The sequence below is a fragment of the Martelella radicis genome (genome assembly GCF_014196625.1).
GTDB classification, from domain to species: Bacteria; Pseudomonadota; Alphaproteobacteria; order Rhizobiales; family Rhizobiaceae; genus Martelella; species Martelella radicis.
This window is the reverse complement of the sequence record NZ_JACIDZ010000006.1, coordinates 78,972-96,173: the sequence shown is the minus strand read 5'-3', so window position 1 is coordinate 96,173 and position 17,202 is coordinate 78,972. Positions and strand designations below refer to the sequence as shown.

Genomic DNA, 17,202 nt, shown 5'->3' with positions numbered 1-17,202 from the left:
CTAAATGAGTATAAAAAAGGACGCGCTTAAGCCATGCCGCTGGGTCGGAAGCGCCCAGAAGGATCTTCAGGGTTTTCCGGAACGGGTGAAGAAGGATATCGGCACGGCTCTCATGTTCGCGCAAGCAGGGCAGAAGGCAGGCAGCGCCAAACCCTTCAAGGGCGTCGGATCCGGCGTTTGGGAGATCGTCGATGACCATGATGGCGATACCTATCGTTGCGTCTACCTTCTTCGTTTGAAGGAGGTCGTGTACGTGCTTCACGCCTTCCAGAAGAAATCGAAGACTGGCAAGAAAACGCCGCCCAAAGACATCGAAATGATCAAGTCTCGGATCAAGCTTGCCGAGGACGACTACAAGAAGAGACCAGCGACATGACGGAAGACATAACGGAAAGCTCGGGCAACATCTTCGCCGATCTTGGTCTCGCAGACGCCGAGGAACTGAGCCTGAAGGCTGCGCTCGCGATTCAGGTGGCATCCATCATCAAGCACCGTCACCTGACGCAGCGCGATGCCGGGGAGATACTGGGAATTCCTCAGTCCCATGTATCCAAAATCATGAACGGCAAGCTCGAGGGAATAACGTCAGACAGGATTCTGCGGATGCTCCTCAAGCTCGGCCGCGATATCGATATCGTGATCAAGAAGAAAAATCCGAAAGTCGATCAGGGGCGCTTGTCCATCGCGACGCCGAGAAAACGCGTGTCGGTTGCTGCTTGATGTTGACTGTCACTCGTTGGGCATCCGGGTTTCGACAATAAAAAAGGCCACGCTCCTGATTTGCGCGGCCTTTTTCTTATCATTGCAGCCAAATCAATAATACGGCGACAGGCACTGCTTGCGCGGGCCGTTATAGGGCTGGAAGGTATTGTCCGACGGGCGATAGGAGCGGTAGCGCGACTCGCACCAGTCGTAATGCTTCGGGTTCAGCCCATAGGTCTGCTGCGGCTGGCGGCTCTGGTTGGCCGCGACCGCACCGCCGATGATCAGCGCGCCCGCGCCGAGAATGGCGAGCGGCACCCACGCGTCGTCATTGTCGTCGTAGTAATATCCGGGCGGCGGCGGGCGATAGCCCCGTCCGCCATTATAGCCCCAGCCGCCATTGTTGTAATAGCGCCTGTTGTTGTAGCCGCGATTGCGGCCCCAGCCGCCGCGATTGTCGTTATAGCGATCGCCGCCGCGATACTGCACCGTCTGCACGGCGTTATCCGCCGTCGGGGCCGGCTTCATCACCGGCATCGCCTCCGCAGGCAGAACGCTCACCGCCATGAATGCGGAGGCAATGGCGGCAGCCGCCGTTTTCCTTGCCAATCTGATCATCTCATTCTCCTGTTTGCCGCGCCGAAGGGTCGGTCGCCGAAATCCTTGGTTACAAGCAGAGACTAATCAAGCCTGCCTGAACCCGAGATTAACGTTTCAGAAAGGAGAAAGGGCGCGCGCCGCCGGTCAAAAGACGCCGCGCGCGTTCACAAATCGTGTTCTCGCGCCGTCTCAGTAATAGGGCGAGGTGCACTCTTTGCGCGGCCCGTGATAGGGCTGGTAGGTGTTGTCCGAGGCGCGGTAGGACTTGTAGTGGTCCTCGCACCATTGATAGTGCTTCGGATTGATGCCGGCCTGAACGGGCGCCGCATCGCCGGACGATGCGGCTGCCGCAACGCCGCCGCCGATCAGCGCGCCGGCGCCGAAGGTGATCGCCGGCCCCCAGTTGTTCCAGTAGGGACCGCCATACCAGCCGGGGCCATAAGGGCCGTAGGGACCGCCATAGACGGGGCCAAAATAGGGACCCGGATAGGGACCGACCGGCCTGTAGGGCGGCGGCGGATTGCCATGCCAATGCGGCCCGTAGCGGCCGCCGCCATTCCAGCCGGGGCCACCCGGATTTCCGTGCCAGTGCGGAGCGACCGGCCCGTGAAGTCCGCCGTGAAGCGCCGGACCGGGCCCCATGGGCACGCCGTGATAATGACCGAAACCGCCTCCATGAAAGCCGCCGCCATGGAAACCGCCCGCGGGATGCGCCGCTGCTGGCGTGATCGCGGCTGCCGCCAGCATGCCCGCCGCCACGACCGCGACGAATGCCTTCCTTACTGCCTTCAACATCGGCTTCCTCCTGAAGCAAACACCTGAAGCGACGGCGGCGGACCGGATAAGGGTCGTACCGCAATCTTCGGTCGTGGCGTTACGCCTTTCAACCTGAATGCAGCATTAACGGAGGGAGTGTCCGGCCGGAGGGTTCAGCCTCCGTCCTCTTCCAGTCCGATCAGGACATTGGCGACATTGTCGCCGATCTCGTGCACGCCGTAGCCGCCTTCCATGACGGTGAGGACCGGAATGCCGAGCCCGGCGACCCTGGCGCCCATGGTGCGGAAATCAGGCGTTTTCAGACGAAAGAAGGAGATCGGATCCTTCTCGAACGTGTCGACGCCGAGCGACAGGACCAGGGCCTCGGCGCCGAAGGCCGCAATCCGTTTCAGCGCCGCGTCCAGCGCCTCGCTGTAAGCCGGCCAGGCGGTATTGCGCAGCAACGGATAATTCGCGTTGTAGCCCTCGCCCCTGCCCTTGCCGGTCTCTTCCTTGTGACCCCAGAAATAGGGGAAGGCATCGTCCGGCTCGCCATGCAGCGAGGCAAAGAAGATATCATCGCGCTCATAGGTGACGTCCTGCGTGCCGTTGCCGTGGTGGAAATCGACATCGAGGATCGCGACCTTCCTCGCGCCATTGTCGAGGATCCGCTGGGCGGCAATGGCGGCGTTGTTGAGGAAGCAATAGCCGCCGAAGAGGTCGATGCCCGCATGATGTCCCGGCGGACGGCAGAGCGCGAAGGCAAAGCGATGCCCCTCGCCGAGATAATCCGCCCCGGTCATGGCGCAGTCCTTCGCCGCGATCGCCGCCTCGTATGTGCCCTCGGTGATCGAGGTTTCCACCGAATTGGCGTAGTAGCCCAGAAGGCCGTCGATATTGTGCGGCGGTCGGGCGTGATAGGAACGGCGAACGGGCAACGAGATCGGGATCGCCTCGGTGGTGAAGCCGGCAGAGAGCCAGCGCTCCCACACGGTCTCGAGAAACTGCAGATAGCCCGCGTCATGCAGTTTCAGCGGCACGGTGAGGTCGTAGCGCGTGGGCGCGACCTCGTCGTCAAAACCCTTTTCTTTCAGCGCGGCCCGGATCCACTCGACCCGGAAGGGACCCTCGAACGGCTTCACCAGCTCGCCGCCATGCAGCTCGGTCTTGGCATCACGCAGCTTGTGATCCTCGGAATAGATGACACGCATTTTCAGGGCCCCTTGACGAGAAAGATTTCCCCTCTGTCGGTAGCCCCATTCCGGCGCAAAATCCACAGCAGACGCCAAGTTCGTTGATACAATTGCGGATTAGGTCTCGAACAGCGCGCCCCTTCGGAAAGAGATATGTTGTAAAGTACACTTTACATATTTGTCGAAACCCTCTATGTAAAGGAGGCTTTACAACACAGGAACCCGGCCGATGACCAACAACCGGGCGACACGGCGCTATTTTTCCGTGATGTTTCCAGCACTCGTGGTATTCCTCGCCACGTCATTCGCGATCAACCGGGTGAGCGATCACACACCGCATGTGTCGGTTGCAATCATGGGCCTGATGGCCATCGCGATCGCCGCCCTTCTCGCTTTCTTCTGGGCGCATCTGCGCTACGTCCGCGAAATCGATGAATTTCTGCGGATCATACAGATCCGCGCAATCATTGCGGGTCTGGCCGTTGTCTTTTCTCTGGCGACAGCCTTGGGCTATCTGGAGCTTTATGGCGATGTCGACACAATCTCCCTGTTCTGGCTCAACCCGATCTACTGGCTGTCCTATGCCGTGGCTGCCCTATATCTGACCTGGCGGGAAACCGGTTCGCTCGGATGAAGAACATCGTGAAGCGCCTTCGGGTCGAGCGCGGATGGTCACAGGCAAGGCTTGGCGAAGAACTGAACATTTCCCGCCAGAGCGTGATCGCGATCGAGGCGGAGCGTTATGATCCGTCACTGCCGCTGGCCTTCAGGATCGCCCGCGTCTTCGCTCTGCCGATCGAAGCCGTGTTCTTTCCCGAAGAGGATGATGCTCAGTCCTGAAGACGCTTGTAGAAGAAGGTCGTGTCGCAATAGCCGCCTTCGGGATAAAGCGCATAGTCCGGCACCACGCCGACGCGGTTCCAGCCGAAGCGCGGATAGATCGCCTCCGCCGCGCTGCCGGTGGCGGTGTCGAGCACCAGAAGCCATCGGTCCCGCTTGCGGCATTCGGCCTCCAGCGCCTCCATCAGCAGGCGGGAAATACCCCTCCCCCTGAAGGCGCGCAGCACGATGAGCTTCATCACATCGCCGCGATGAAGCTGGTTGGGCTTTTGCGCCAGCCCCGCCTGCACCGTGCCGACAAGAGCGCCCTCTTCCTCGGCGACGGCAAGAATGACCGCGCCGGCGGCAACGCCCGCGGCCACCTGCCGCCAGAACGCTTCAACCGCGCCCGCATCATAAGGCGCCATGAAGCCCATGGAGGCATTGTCCTCTATGCTGTCCGCCAGCAGCGCGCAGAGCGCGGGAATGGCCGCCTCGGCCTCGTCACCGTTCAAAAGCCTGATGTCCATGACGGCACCTCGTTGAGGCAACGTTCTCTCCGAGGATCGGAATCGATTTTCGGAAAGAACGATGCGTAGTTTCAATAGGTTAGAGCGTCGTTTGTACGTCCGAATGGACGCACGGCGCTCTACGGCATACGCTCGATGATCACCGAATAGGTGACATCGGTCGCGCCGGGATTTGAGAAAACATGCGGCTCGGCCACCGGCATGAACAGGCAGTCGCCTTTCGAAAGCTGGTGGTTCTCCTCGCCGAACTCGACATCGAGCACGCCGTCCAGCACCCAGACGTGCTGGCGCAGTTCTGCCGCGCCATGCTTTGGCGGATAGGCGATGCGACCGCCGGCGGGAAAGCGGATGAGCACGATATCCACGCCCGAGCCGGTGCCCGACGGCGATATGGAACGGCGCGTATAGCCGGTTTCCGGATCGCGCCAGACCGGCTGGTCGACCCGGCGCGACAGCGGATCGACGGGCCGGTCCGCATCGGCAAAGAAAGCCGAAAGCGAGGTGCCGAGCGCGGCGCAGATCTTCGCCAGCACCAGCGCGGACGGCGAGGCCTCAGCCCGCTCGATGCGCGAGATCATCGCGCGGCTGACCTCGGAGAGTTCGGCAAGCCGGTCGAGCGTCAGCCCCTTTTCGGCCCGAAGCCGTTTGAGGTTTAGCGCAATGGTTCGGTCGAAGGTTGAGTCGGTCATATCCATGATGCGATCATGGATTTCCACTATAAGAGAGTCAAGCGGATATTGTCGGGAAACCCGGCTGCGATTGGTTCGCAGGTCTAGTCAGCACCTCGCCAGGCCGTATCCCCGCAAGGACCGGTGGTTTCCAGCACGGCGGCAAGGTCGCCCCTTGCCACGGCCTCATCGACGAATGCCTTGCGCTCGGGCGACAATTCCTCTTCGAGATTGGGTCTGTTCCAGGGTTGATCGCGCCAGGACGCATCGTTCTCATCGAAAAGGTAGTCCGGCCGTGTCGGATTATCCGAAGAGAGGATCGCGCTTTTAAGATAATAAACAACATCAGGGTTGAGATTGACGACGCGGCCCTTGCCGTCAAGCTGAAGATATACGGACAGGCCCGCCACCGATCCTTTGAGCGCGATATGTTCAATGACATCGATATGCATTTTCGCCAGCCAGTCGTAACTGGTTTCCGGGTCTCCTGCGAACCGACCGCAATAGGAAATCGTGACATCGGCGTCAGGCTCCTCGAGCATGCGCCTGAGCTGATAGCCGTGCGGTGCGGAGAGGCAGCAAGGCAACGACCATTCTTCACTGGCCTCCGCATAGTCAAGCCAGCGCGCGTAAAGCAGATTCCGTGGTCCGGTTTCGGCATAGTCTGGATAGGTCTCGAGATAAACGATGAATGCGCGCTCCATGCGGTCGCCACATCCAGGCGCTCCGAAAAGAAGCCCCTGACCCGGTGGATCAAGGAAGCGCCCCTGATCAGGGTCGATCTCCCAGGGTCTGGGTTGGGGATGGTCTGAGAATGACCACTCGCTGTCTGCCGCCCCCCCTTGAGAGAACGCCCCCACAACCAGCAAACACGCAAAGCAGATAACGTTTCGCATGATGAATATCCCCGCCGAGCCCCGCAACTCTTGGTGAGGGCATCGTAGGCCTTTCTCAACTTTCCTGAAAGGTGAACGAGATGACTAACCAATATTCAGGGGAATGCGAAAGCCTGCGACGCATTGAACTGGCTCTGGATACAACGATCGAGCAACTGAGGGAGAAAAAGAAGGCGTTGGCGGACAGAAAAGCCGTGATCCCTCGGGAAATCTCCTCATTGGAGCTGGACCTGTCTTCTATCGCTTCCGACATCGGACTTGCCTTGACCGATATCGTCGCCGCAGCCAAAAGCAGGCGACTAAGGGAAATACTCATCGGTTTCGGCCAAGCCGCGCATGCGGTTGCGCAGGTCGTCACCGAAGTCGATGACCATCTCGCAAGGATTTCGGCTCTGCGGGCTGAACTCAGGGCAATCGAACCCGAAAGGATTGCGATAGCCTACGAAATCACTCAAAAAACGAGAGAACGACAAGGTGTCATCGACAGGCAATACGATTTGAATTGCCCAAAACGTCCCTGCTGACCACGCCCCTCTCCCCGCAATTTCGCTTCCAAGAAGCCGCGCGCGCTGCTATATGCGCGCGCATGAGCACAAATGAAGACCGCATCCCACTGGACCATATCCGCAACTTTTCCATCGTGGCCCATATCGACCACGGGAAATCGACGCTGGCCGACCGCCTGATACAGACATGCGGCGGGCTGGCGGAGCGTGAGATGTCCGCGCAGGTTCTCGATAACATGGATATCGAGCGCGAGCGCGGCATCACCATCAAGGCCCAGACCGTGCGCCTGCACTACAAGGCGAAGAACGGCGAGACCTATGTGCTGAACCTGATCGACACGCCCGGCCATGTCGACTTCGCCTATGAGGTGTCGCGCTCGCTCTCGGCCTGCGAGGGCTCGCTGCTGGTGGTCGACGCATCCCAGGGCGTGGAAGCCCAGACGCTCGCAAACGTCTATCAGGCGATCGACAATGATCACGAACTGGTCACGGTTCTGAACAAGGCCGACCTGCCGGCCGCCGATCCGGAGCGGGTCAAGGAGCAGATCGAGGACGTGATCGGCATCGATGCGTCGGATGCCCTGCTGATCTCCGCCAAGACCGGCATGGGCGTGCCGGACGTGCTGGAAGCCATTGTCCACAAGCTGCCTCCGCCGAAGACCGAAAAGGGCGCCGATGCGCCGCTGAAGGCGCTGCTGGTCGACAGCTGGTACGACACCTATCTCGGCGTCATGGTTCTGGTGCGCGTCATCGACGGCGTGCTAAAAAAGGGCCAGACCATCCGCATGATGGGCACGGACGCCAAATACCCGATTGATCGCGTCGGCGTGCTGACGCCGAAAATGCTGGTTGTCGATGAGCTCGGCCCCGGCGAGATCGGCGTGATCACCGCCTCCATCAAGGAAGTGGCCGATACCCGCGTCGGCGACACGATCACCGAGGACAAGCGCCCGACGGAAAAGATGCTGCCGGGCTTCAAGCCCGCCCAGCCGGTGGTGTTCTGCGGGTTGTTCCCGGTCGATGCAAACGACTTCGAGGATCTGCGCGCCGCTGTCGGCAAGCTCAGGCTCAACGACGCCTCGTTCTCCTATGAAATGGAAAGTTCGGCGGCACTCGGCTTCGGCTTCCGCTGCGGCTTCCTCGGCCTTTTGCACCTGGAAATCATCCAGGAGCGGCTGGAGCGCGAATTCGACCTCGACCTCATCGCCACCGCCCCCTCCGTTGTCTACGAACTGACGATGACGGACGGGCGCGAGATCGAGTTGCACAATCCCGCCGACATGCCGGACATCGTCAAGATCGCCGAGATCCGCGAGCCCTGGATCAAGGCCTCGATCCTGACGCCCGACGATCATCTCGGATCGATCCTGAAGCTCTGCCAGGACCGTCGCGGCATCCAGACCAACCTCACCTATGTCGGCAACCGGGCGATGCTCTCCTACGACCTGCCGCTCAACGAGGTCGTCTTCGATTTCTACGACCGGCTGAAGTCAATCTCGAAGGGTTATGCCTCGTTCGACTACCATCTCGACGACTATCGTGCCGGCAATCTGGTGAAGATGTCGATCCTCGTCAACGGCGAGCCGGTCGACGCGCTCTCCATGCTCGTGCACCGCACGGCGGCCGAGAAGCGCGGCCGCGACATGTGCGAGAAGCTGAAGGAGCTGATCCCGAAGCACATGTTCAAGATCCCGATCCAGGCCGCCATCGGCGGCACTGTGATCGCGCGCGAGACGATCTCGGCGCTCCGGAAGGACGTGACGGCGAAGTGCTATGGCGGCGACGCCACCCGCAAGCGCAAGCTTCTGGAAAAGCAGAAGGCGGGCAAGAAGCGCATGCGCCAGTTCGGCAAGGTGGAAATCCCGCAGGAAGCCTTCATCGCCGCGCTGAAGATGAGCGACGAGTAAAGCAAGCAGCGCTTTTGCGAGTGTTTGTGCGACGAATGCGCGCCGGGATCATTCTCCCGGCGGCAAGAGGCGTTCCCGCCGCTTCTCGTTCCAGTCGTTGGCGAGAACAGCCACCCAACCGAGCCCCGCGACCAGCAGGGGCAGCACGAAATAGAAAAATACCATTGTGCTGTTCATGGCTCTCTCAACCTTCCGAGAACGTGTCTTGCACCCATATGTAGTGCAAAAGCGGCAAAAAGCCAGACCAAGCTTGAAATGATGGCAAGTCCCGACAGCGCTTCGACATGACTAAGCGCCGATACAGACGGGACAATCAGACCGGCGGCGATGCAGGCCGTTGAAGCCCTGTCGAGCGCATTCGCAAGAAGCTTGATGCGCTCGTTGTGGATTGTGTATTTCTGCATCTCGGCCACGCGCGCCCTCTCCTAGCGCATCGTGGCGCGAGCTTACCGCATCGCCGTCAGGTCGAGAAGCACCGTCACCGTCTCTCCGACGGTATCGGCGTTCACGGCGGGACCGAGATTGTATTCCTTGCGGTCCAGCGTCGCCTGACCGACAACATGGGCCGTGTCGCCGTCGATATCGAGCGTGAAACCGAGCTCGATCGGCAGGGTGACCGCCTTGATGGTCAGAAGGCCGTCGGCCTTGTAGGTGCCATCGTCGAGAACGAGCACATTGTCCGTGGTGAAATCGGCAGAACCGAATTCCTTGACGGAGAACCAGTCGGACGTCTCCAGCATGCCGTCATACTGGCCGTTGCCGGTCGCGGCACTGCCGGTGTCGATCTCCACGGTGATGAGCGCGTCTTCCGGTGCTTCCGGGTCGAAATCGATCGAAGCCGTCCAGCTCTCGAATGTGCCGGAGAGCGTCTTGCCGCCCTGCGGCACTTCGAAGCCGAGCGTGCTCTGATCATGATCAACGGTCCAGGTCTCGGCCATGGCAGGGGTGGCGAAGGGAGCGGCGAGAACGGCGGCGGCAAGAAGGGTCTTCATGGAAAAGCGCATATCATTCTCCGGGAACGGTTTGGGCACCGCGCGAGGGGCGCACCATGCGCTTCAGCGTCTCGTCGCGGGCGATGAAGTGGTGCTTGAAGGCGGCGGCGACATGGCCGGCAATCAGCAGGATGAGGAAATAGGCGCCATATTCATGCACGGCGGAGGCAAGCGCCTCCGTTCCGGCCTTGTCGCCCGGAACCGGCAGATGCGGCACCTCGAACAGATTGAAGACGATCGTCGGGATGCCCCAGGGTGAGGCCGAGACCACCAGCCAGCCGGAGAGCGGCAGCAGAAACATCATCGCGTAGAGCCCGGTGTGTCCGAGATGCGCGACGCCCTTTTCCCAGACAGGCATTTCCGCCGGCAGTTTCGGCGAAGGGTTCACGACCCGCCACAGGAGCCGAAGCACGGCGAGCGTCAGCACGACGAAGCCGATCGACTTGTGGAGCTGGAACAGCGCGAAGGCATCCGGGTCCGACTGCGGCAGCCGCACCATGTAAAGGCCAAGTCCGAGCATGCCGAGAATGAGCAGCGCCATGCCCCAGTGAAACAGGATGGCGACGGCGCCATAGCCATGTCTGGTGTTCTTGATCATCGAAAATCTCCGGGAGACGCGGGGGAGCCTCTCACCGGCTCCGCCCGCGCGCTCATTGGTCAGCCGTTACTCGGCAATCAGCGCTTCGCCGGAAAAGACGACGGAGACTTCGTCGCTGATATAGGGCGTGTACATGTCCATGCCGTAGTCGGAGCGCAGGACCGTCGCCTCCATCAGGAAGCCGGCAGCCTGCTTTTCCGCCATCGGATGCTCGCCGAGCGACAGGATTTCCACCGTCAGCACGGCAGGCTTGGTGATGTCCTTGATGGTCAGGTCGCCGGTCACCTCAAGCTCGGTATCGGAAACCTTTTTCACTTCGGTGCTGGTGAAGGTGATCTCCGGATAGGTCTCGACTTCGAAGAAATCGGCGCTTTTGAAGTGCTCGTCGCGCGCTTCCCAGAACGTGTCGAGGCTGTCCGCAGCGATCACGAACTCAACCGAAGAGTTTTCCGGTGCATCCGTGTCGATCGTCAGCGTGGCGTCCCAGTCACCGAAGCGGCCGTCGGTGATCGAGTAGCCAAGGTGGTTGTAGCTGAATGACAGGTTGCTGTGCGACTTGTCGAATTCATAGGAGACCGGGGCGGCAAGAACCGGAGCGGACATCATGGACAGAACGACAGCCGTGGTAGCAAAACGGAACATAAATAACCTCTCGCTGATGCGGTTTGGACTGGACCGGAATGGTCGCGTGCACCCCTACAGCTAGCGGAAATTGCGTGTTCGACAATTTCGCAAATGCTGAACGAACTGTTCAACAAGTCAAATCGCTGATTTCACTTAACTTTCCAGAGATGAAGAAAATGTGAGCCGCACTTTACCGGTTGCGGCGCAGCATAAACCAGGGCAAGTCCGCGCCGAGGCGCAGCTTCGTCCTCAGTCCCTTTCCGATTTCAGTTCCCTGAAGCGGGCTTCATATTCCTTGCGCAACTGATGGCGCATCTTGGCTTCCTCGAAGCGGCGCTCCTTGTCGGGCGTCTCGAGGTTGAGTTTCGGAACGGGCGTCGGCTTGCCGTGCTCGTCGACCGCAACCATGGTGAAATAGCAGGAATTGGTGTGGCGGCGATTGCCGCTGCGCACATCCTCCGCCTCAACGCGGATGCCAATCTCCATCGAGGTATGGCCGGTATAGTTGACGGAGGCGCGCAGCGTGACGAGTTCGCCGACATTGATCGGCTCGCGAAAGGTCACCTGATCGACAGACAGCGTCACGGCGTAATGCTGCGAGAAGCGCGCGGCGCAGGAATAGGCCACCCGGTCGAGCAGGCTCAAGAGCGCCCCGCCATGCACCTTGCCGGAAAAATTCGCCATGTCCGGCGTCATCAGTACAACCATTTCAAGCTGGCTCGGGTCGTGTGCACGATCCATGCGTTATTCATCCCTCTCGTTGCGCGGCAGGGCCGCCATCCCTCCCCGCGTCTCGCGGGCAGCGCCAATCTTGCCTGAATGGGGCCGACGATCAACAGCAAAGAATGCCCTCTTTCCGAGCGCCGCGTCCGTGCCCGCGGTTGACCTTCGTCACGCCAGCGGCCAAAGTCGCCGGCAACAGCCACCCCTGAGCGCCCAGCAGACAGAAGAACGCATGATGTCAAAGGTCAACCACGCGGAAGAGAACCTTCAGGCGGGCCCCTGGCCCTTCGTCACGTTGCGCCATGAAACGCGCGGCGGCCGGCGCCTGCTCTGGCGCGCCCGCGACCACCGCAAGGGGCTGTTCCGCCAGAGGCGCGCGCTTGAACATGTGCGCGCGCCGGCCTGGCAGACCGCGCTCTACAACTGGATCATGGGACTGGTGTTCGTCATCGGCGCCTCACTGTTCATGGCGGGAAGCGCGATGGCGCTCTTTCCGAAGATCGGTGCCGGACTGCCGGCGTGGACGACCAACGTCACCTTCTTCATCGGCTCGATCCCCTTCACCACAGCGGCCTATCTGCAGCTCTTCCAGGCGGCCAATGCCGACCAGACGGCGGCCGGCTCCGGCGTCAGGCCGAAGCTCTTCGGCTGGAGCCCCAACAGTCCCGGCTGGCTCAGCGCCTCGACGCAGTTCATCGGCACGGTCGCCTTCAACTTCAACACGTTTGACGCCATCAACACGCCGAAGGGCTGGGTCGCGCAGGACCTTGCGATCTGGACGCCGGGCATGATCGGCTCGGTGCTGTTCCTGGTCTCGGCCTATCTGGCCTATATCGAGGTCGGCCATGCGCACCTTTCCCGACCGCGCCGCGAGCTTGGCTGGTGGATCGCGGCGATCAACCTTGCTGGCTGCGTCGCCTTCATGATCGCCTCGACGCTGGCCTATGTGCCGCGCCACGGCGTTTCCGCCGTCGTCATGGATATCTCCAACGCCAACCTCTGGTTCGGCGCCTTCTGTTTCGCGCTCGCCGCCGCGCTCAGCATGCGCGAGGCCCGCCATGCGGGCGACAACGCCGCCGCGTGAGCCGTTACTGGTGAACGACGACGATGCCGAGCATCATGGTCGTGATGGTGAAATAGAGAAGAAGCCCGGTCAGGTCGACAATCGTGGTCAGCGCCGGACCGGAAACGACGGCCGGGTCCTGCTTCACCGCGATCGCGCCGAGCGGCAGGAGCGCGCCGATCAGCGTGGCGGAGACCACCTGTGCGGCAAGAGCCACAGCGATCGCCAGACCGATTCCTTCAAGCGTCAGCCCTTCCGGCACATCGGCGGCATTGGAGATCAGCACCACTTTCAGAAAGGCGAAGGCAAACAGCATCGCCGCCATCAGCAGCGAGACCCGCATTTCCCGCCACATGATGGTGCCCGCCTCGGCCCATCTTATGCTGCCGGTAGTCAGCACGCGGGTGACGAGGCTGGCCGACTGCGTGCCGACATTGCCGCCGGTATCGGCCACCATCGGCATGTAGAGCGCAAGGATCACCAGCGCATCGAGCGCGCTTTCATAAATGTGGACGACATAGCCCGCGGCGAGACCCGCAATCGCGAGACCCAGCACCCAGGGAAAGCGGCGGCGAAAATCCGACCAGACCGAATGTTCGAAGTAATCGTCATTGACGGTACCCGAAAGGCCGACGAAGACCTCGGCGTCCTCCTGCAGCGTGTCGACCACGAAGCGGGCCGCCCGGGCGCCCTCTACCGCGCCGACAAGCCGGTTGTCCTGGTCGACGACCGGCATGAACTCGATCTGGTCCTCCACCATCTGGTGCGCGACCGATTCGGCCGTCCTGTCGGTGCGGGCCAGCGGGATGTTCTTCCGCGCGAACGAACTGACGGGATCGTCCACCTGGTGGCGCAGGCAGTCATGCAGGCAGACGACGCCCGCGAATGTCCCGTCTCCGCCGCGGATGCAGGCCCTGGTCGCATGTTTTTCTCCGCTTTTCGAAAACAGCTTCACGGCCTCGCCGCAAGGCGTTTCCGGCTTCAGCACCAGCGGCGCTTTTTCCGTGATCCGCGAAAGCGGGGTCAAAGGAGCGCTCAGAGTGAATTCGCCGGCTGTTGCTTCCGTCACGACACAGATCCTTTCAGTTTCCTCTTACTATACAAGGCGGTTTTACGATTTGATGACGCTTCGGGCGACAAGTGTGCAGGAGCGATTTGCGAGACTGGACTTCATTTGCCTTGTCTGCATACTGAGGTTGAATGAAGGGGGATGAGACACGGCGCGCCTTCGTCGTCGAGGGGCTCGGCACACCCGCTTTTGTTGTTGTTGACCCTTTGCAATCCGGCGCGTAACCCATGGATGACATGTCCCAGCTTCCCGATCAACCCGGCAACCGGCGCGCCGAAGCCCGATTCATTGTTCTTGCTGCCGCAGCGGGCATTCTGACGGGAACGGCCGGCTCCTTCTTCCATCTGATCATCGACCGGCTATTGAAATGGCCGGAGTTACTGGCCCGCCATCTCGACGGCGCGTTTCTGGTCGGCGCTGCCGCGCTCATTACCATGGGCCTCACCGTCGCCTCGGTCTATATCGTGCGCCGATACGCACCGGAGGCCGGCGGCAGTGGCGTCCAGGAAATCGAAGGCGCGATGAGCAACCTGCGCACGGTGCATTGGCGCAAGGTCCTGCCGGTCAAGTACCTCACCGGTATCGCAGCGCTCTCCTCGGGTCTCGTGCTCGGGCGAGAGGGGCCGACAATCCATATCGGCGCGTCGATCTCGGCGGCGATCACCGATTTCTTCAAGGTGTCGGACGTGGAGCGGCGCGGTCTTCTGGGCGCAGGTGCGGCGGCAGGTCTTGCCTGCGCCTTCAATGCACCGCTGGCCGCCGTTCTCTTCATCGTCGAGGAAACCCACAGCCAGTTCCCCTATACCTTCCGCACCTATATGGGCGTGATCGCCGCCGCCTTCTTCGCCACCGTGATGACGGAGACGATCGGCGGCACGGCGCCGGATTTCTCCATGTCCGTACCCACGCCCGAGCTGGCGCTTCTGCCGGCCTTCGTCATCCTCGGTTGCGTGCTCGGCGCGGTCGGCGTCAGCCTCAACGCCGCGATCATGGGCGTGAGCAACTTCGTCATGGGCATGCACAAGCGCGTGCCCTACCTGATGCCGGCGCTGATCGGGCTTGCCGTCGGCGCGCTGTTCATTCTGTTTCCGCGCGCCGTGACCGGCGGGGAGAACGTGATCGTGATGATGGCGCGCGACAACATGGCGCTCAGCGCGCTGCTGGGCCTTGCGGTGCTGCGCTATGTCAGCATGGTCGCCAGCTATTCCGCCGGCACGCCGGGCGGCATCTTCGCGCCGATGCTGGCGCTTGCCATCTGCTTCGGCCTTGCCTTCGGCACCGCGCTTTCAGGCATGCTGCCCGCAGGCGCCGCCGTACCGCTGGCCTTCGGCATTGCCGCCATGGGCGGGCTGTTCTCCGCTTCGGTGCGCGCGCCGATCGTCGGCGTGGCGCTGACGCTGGAACTGACCGGCGCCTATACGATGACGCTGCCGCTGATCGCCACCTGCCTCACGGCCAATCTCGTTGCGCAGTGGATCGGCGGCCATCCCATCTACGAACAGCTTCTCGACCGCACCCTGGCCCAGGCCGGCGTCCACCCCGAGCGCATGCCGAAGAAACGCTCGGGCACGGGCATCGCCTGAGACACGTTTCAGACGAAGGCTCACGCGTCATAGGCGACGCGAAAGCCGACATTGCTCGCCGCACTGTCGGGCGTGAGCGCCATGCGGGCGGCAATCCGGTAGCGATAGCAATAGGAAATGTGGCAGAGGAAGGACCCGCCCTTCAACAGCCGCTCGCCGGCTGCGACCGCATCGGCATTGCGCTTCTTGGCGTGGCGCGACAGCGAGCGGATGCGATAGGGATCGGCCGTCCATTCCCAGACATTGCCGGCCATGTTGTAGAACCCGCCTTCGTTCGGCTCGAACGAGCGTGCCGGCGCTGTCCCCATATAGCCGTCGGCCATGGTGTTGGTATGCGGGAACGTGCCCTGCCAGATATTGCAGAAAATGGTCTCGTCATCCGGCTCGTCATCGCCCCAGGCAAATTTTCGGCCGCGCACGCCGCCATGGGCCGCGCGCTCCCATTCCGCCTCGCTCGGAAGCCTGCCGCCAACCCAATCGGCGAAGGCCAGCGCATCGGCGTGAGAGACCTGGGTGACCGGATGCTCGAGCCGGTCTTCGATCGAACTCCCCGGCCCTTCCGGCTGCCGCCAGCTTGCGCCGTCGATGCGCACCCACCAGGGCGTCGATGGCGCGTTGCCCGTCACCTCGGTATCGGCGGGCAGAAGCCCGGCGAAAACGGCCGACCAGCCGAACCGCTCCGCTTCGCTGACAAAGCCAGTCGCGGCGACGAAATCGGCAAAGCGGCCGATCGTCACGGTCTGGGCTTCCAGCAGATAGGCATTGAGTTTGACGCTGCGCGCCGGGCCTTCGCCGTCGAGCGGGATGACAGGGTTGTCCATGCCCACATGGCTGCGTCCGCCGGGAATGAAGATCGCATTGGAGCGCTCGCCGGCAACGAAAGGCGCGGCGGCGGGCGCAGAGGCGGGCGCCGGCTCTCCTGCATTGCGCGAGACGGCACAGCAGCCCTTGACGGCGTCATCCATCGTTCTTCTCCCTCACTGAAGCGGGCGGTGCCCGTTCCGGTTGCTCTCAAGCGACTTCTAAAGCTTTTTTGTTAAGTTGAAAATTACCGCACTCAGATACGACGTGCGAGTGATCGATCGGAAACTTTCTTGATATCTATCAACGATAGTTAGCGCTTTAGCTTTACGGCTGTTCCTGTCGCAACAATCAGAAAAATACCACTCGTACCCACCCCAAGGTTCAACTGACTAAACTCGAAACGCACTGATATGACCGCATCAGCTTCTAACCTAGCAGCTTTTGATCTTATCTCGTCAAGGCATGCCTGTCTGCCATCAGATGTTGCTCGCTGTATTGTATCCGAACGCCCTCCTACTAAGTCTCTCATAGAGTTAGCGATGTCTTTGAAGAAATTTAGACCATAGGCCACTTCTGCTCCGACAATGTCTATTACTTGAGACACTTCTCGCCCAGGAACAGACTCTCCGTTAGTTAAAATCAGCGAATCAAGGATCTCATCAAACAACGCCTTCGGCATATTGCTTCTGTCGGCAATCTGACCAGTCGAACGATACTCGTCTATTATTGCAGAATCGCGTTTGGCATTCACGCTGTCCAGCGCCTGGTGAATTCGACGTTCTTTCTCCGTGTAACACTTGGAGCACAAGCCAGAGTAACGATTGTCCATGAATGGAATCGCGTCACCGCATTTTCTACACTTGGCCATTTCAAACTCCCCAAAATTCCTTGGGAGATTAGCCTATTGCAGTGACAAAAAAAGCCCAATGCCTGGGGGACAAAGGACTTATTACAGACGCCTTGCGTCCAATATAAAATGGTCGGGGTGGCGGGATTCGAACCCACGACCCCTTGACCCCCAGTCAAGTGCGCTACCGGGCTGCGCTACACCCCGACCAGCCATAACGGCCCGTCCCCATTAGACTTTCGATGCCGGGCGCGCAAGAGGCAATTTGACGATCCAAACCAAAAACCGGAAATTTGCGCCGGAAGGCCCGGAACAGATCAGC

Annotated in this window: 22 protein-coding genes and 1 tRNA gene; 8 read left to right on the top strand and 15 right to left on the bottom strand. The window is 61.0% G+C overall.

The features are described 5' to 3' along the window. The first annotated feature begins 4 nt into the window (after window positions 1–4). Together GGR30_RS10490 and GGR30_RS10485 are read left to right on the top strand one after the other, a co-directional pair. A complete protein-coding gene (locus GGR30_RS10490) occupies window positions 5–376 on the top strand; it encodes a type II toxin-antitoxin system RelE/ParE family toxin (protein WP_183485995.1) in 372 nt (123 codons plus the stop codon). Next, window positions 373–720 (top strand): helix-turn-helix domain-containing protein, encoded by a 348-nt coding sequence (locus GGR30_RS10485; RefSeq protein ID WP_183485992.1) that lies wholly within the window; start codon window positions 373–375, stop codon window positions 718–720. The genes GGR30_RS10490 and GGR30_RS10485 overlap by 4 nt, the downstream gene beginning before the upstream one ends. 93 nt (window positions 721–813) lie before the next feature. On the opposite strand, the gene GGR30_RS10480 is transcribed toward GGR30_RS10485, so the two are convergent. From GGR30_RS10480 to GGR30_RS10470, 3 genes are all read right to left on the bottom strand, one after another. Beyond that, window positions 814–1,320, bottom strand: coding sequence for a BA14K family protein (locus tag GGR30_RS10480; RefSeq protein WP_183485990.1), 507 nt, complete (start codon window positions 1,318–1,320; stop codon window positions 814–816). 171 nt (window positions 1,321–1,491) lie between these two features. Then, window positions 1,492–2,097, bottom strand: a complete 606-nt coding sequence (locus GGR30_RS10475; RefSeq protein WP_246413740.1) for a BA14K family protein — start codon at window positions 2,095–2,097, stop codon at window positions 1,492–1,494. A 134-nt stretch (window positions 2,098–2,231) separates the two neighbouring features. Next, a complete protein-coding gene (locus GGR30_RS10470; protein ID WP_183485988.1) occupies window positions 2,232–3,269 on the bottom strand; it encodes a histone deacetylase family protein in 1,038 nt (345 codons plus the stop codon). A gap of 211 nt (window positions 3,270–3,480) precedes the next feature. On the opposite strand from GGR30_RS10470, the gene GGR30_RS10465 reads away from it, so the two are divergent. Both GGR30_RS10465 and GGR30_RS10460 read left to right on the top strand, forming a co-directional pair. Beyond that, window positions 3,481–3,885, top strand: a complete 405-nt coding sequence (locus GGR30_RS10465) for a hypothetical protein (RefSeq protein WP_183485986.1) — start codon at window positions 3,481–3,483, stop codon at window positions 3,883–3,885. Continuing rightward, a complete protein-coding gene (locus tag GGR30_RS10460; protein WP_183485984.1) occupies window positions 3,882–4,091 on the top strand; it encodes a helix-turn-helix transcriptional regulator in 210 nt (69 codons plus the stop codon). Before GGR30_RS10465 ends, GGR30_RS10460 begins: the two co-directional genes overlap by 4 nt. Here GGR30_RS10460 and GGR30_RS10455 read toward each other — a convergent pair. The 3 genes from GGR30_RS10455 to GGR30_RS10445 all read right to left on the bottom strand — a co-directional run bounded on the left by GGR30_RS10455 (window position 4,082) and on the right by GGR30_RS10445 (window position 6,164). After that, window positions 4,082–4,600 carry a GNAT family N-acetyltransferase gene (locus tag GGR30_RS10455; RefSeq protein WP_183485982.1) on the bottom strand — a complete coding sequence of 173 codons (519 nt, stop codon included), beginning with the start codon at window positions 4,598–4,600 and terminating at the stop codon, window positions 4,082–4,084. The two genes, GGR30_RS10460 and GGR30_RS10455, sit on opposite strands and share 10 nt — an antisense overlap. Window positions 4,601–4,719: 119 nt before the next feature. Continuing rightward, a complete protein-coding gene (locus GGR30_RS10450) occupies window positions 4,720–5,295 on the bottom strand; it encodes a helix-turn-helix domain-containing protein (protein WP_183485980.1) in 576 nt (191 codons plus the stop codon). A 77-nt stretch (window positions 5,296–5,372) separates the two neighbouring features. Beyond that, complete coding sequence (locus GGR30_RS10445) at window positions 5,373–6,164, bottom strand: hypothetical protein (protein ID WP_183485977.1); 792 nt, start codon at window positions 6,162–6,164, stop codon at window positions 5,373–5,375. 80 nt (window positions 6,165–6,244) lie between these two features. Here GGR30_RS10445 and GGR30_RS10440 point away from each other — a divergent pair, with 80 nt between their 5' ends. Continuing rightward, complete coding sequence (locus GGR30_RS10440; protein WP_183485974.1) at window positions 6,245–6,688, top strand: hypothetical protein; 444 nt, start codon at window positions 6,245–6,247, stop codon at window positions 6,686–6,688. Window positions 6,689–6,750: 62 nt separating this feature from the next. Further along, window positions 6,751–8,577 (top strand): translation elongation factor 4, encoded by a 1,827-nt coding sequence (gene lepA, locus GGR30_RS10435; RefSeq protein ID WP_183485971.1) that lies wholly within the window; start codon window positions 6,751–6,753, stop codon window positions 8,575–8,577. A 173-nt stretch (window positions 8,578–8,750) separates the two neighbouring features. On the opposite strand, the gene GGR30_RS10430 is transcribed toward lepA, so the two are convergent. The 5 genes from GGR30_RS10430 to GGR30_RS10410 form a co-directional block, all read right to left on the bottom strand. Further along, window positions 8,751–8,990: a hypothetical protein gene (locus GGR30_RS10430; RefSeq protein WP_183485968.1), complete on the bottom strand. Its 240-nt coding sequence runs from the start codon at window positions 8,988–8,990 to the stop codon at window positions 8,751–8,753. Between the two features lie 33 nt (window positions 8,991–9,023). Then, window positions 9,024–9,581, bottom strand: coding sequence for a YceI family protein (locus tag GGR30_RS10425; RefSeq protein WP_183485965.1), 558 nt, complete (start codon window positions 9,579–9,581; stop codon window positions 9,024–9,026). 1 nt (window position 9,582) lies between these two features. Then, window positions 9,583–10,167: a cytochrome b gene (locus GGR30_RS10420; RefSeq protein ID WP_183485962.1), complete on the bottom strand. Its 585-nt coding sequence runs from the start codon at window positions 10,165–10,167 to the stop codon at window positions 9,583–9,585. Window positions 10,168–10,233: 66 nt separating this feature from the next. Beyond that, on the bottom strand, window positions 10,234–10,809 hold the full coding sequence (locus GGR30_RS10415; RefSeq protein WP_183485959.1) for a YceI family protein: 576 nt from the start codon (window positions 10,807–10,809) through the stop codon (window positions 10,234–10,236). A gap of 231 nt (window positions 10,810–11,040) precedes the next feature. Next, on the bottom strand, window positions 11,041–11,532 hold the full coding sequence (locus GGR30_RS10410; protein ID WP_183485958.1) for an acyl-CoA thioesterase: 492 nt from the start codon (window positions 11,530–11,532) through the stop codon (window positions 11,041–11,043). Between the two features lie 214 nt (window positions 11,533–11,746). Here GGR30_RS10410 and GGR30_RS10405 point away from each other — a divergent pair, with 214 nt between their 5' ends. Beyond that, window positions 11,747–12,598, top strand: a complete 852-nt coding sequence (locus GGR30_RS10405; protein ID WP_183485957.1) for a hypothetical protein — start codon at window positions 11,747–11,749, stop codon at window positions 12,596–12,598. Window positions 12,599–12,602: 4 nt separating this feature from the next. On the opposite strand, the gene GGR30_RS10400 is transcribed toward GGR30_RS10405, so the two are convergent. Further along, entirely contained in the window at window positions 12,603–13,646 is a 1,044-nt protein-coding gene (locus GGR30_RS10400; protein WP_343066490.1) for a magnesium transporter, read from the bottom strand. 227 nt (window positions 13,647–13,873) lie between these two features. On the opposite strand from GGR30_RS10400, the gene clcA reads away from it, so the two are divergent. Beyond that, a complete protein-coding gene (gene clcA / locus GGR30_RS10395; RefSeq protein ID WP_183485955.1) occupies window positions 13,874–15,229 on the top strand; it encodes a H(+)/Cl(-) exchange transporter ClcA in 1,356 nt (451 codons plus the stop codon). 20 nt (window positions 15,230–15,249) lie between these two features. Here the strand turns inward: clcA and GGR30_RS10390 are convergent, their stop codons facing one another. The 3 genes from GGR30_RS10390 to GGR30_RS10380 form a co-directional block, all read right to left on the bottom strand. After that, a complete protein-coding gene (locus GGR30_RS10390; protein WP_183485953.1) occupies window positions 15,250–16,194 on the bottom strand; it encodes a formylglycine-generating enzyme family protein in 945 nt (314 codons plus the stop codon). A gap of 149 nt (window positions 16,195–16,343) precedes the next feature. Then, window positions 16,344–16,901, bottom strand: coding sequence for a YbjQ family protein (locus GGR30_RS10385; protein ID WP_183485949.1), 558 nt, complete (start codon window positions 16,899–16,901; stop codon window positions 16,344–16,346). A 109-nt stretch (window positions 16,902–17,010) separates the two neighbouring features. Beyond that, a tRNA-Pro gene (locus GGR30_RS10380) sits at window positions 17,011–17,087 on the bottom strand. Between the last annotated feature and the right edge of the window lie 115 nt (window positions 17,088–17,202).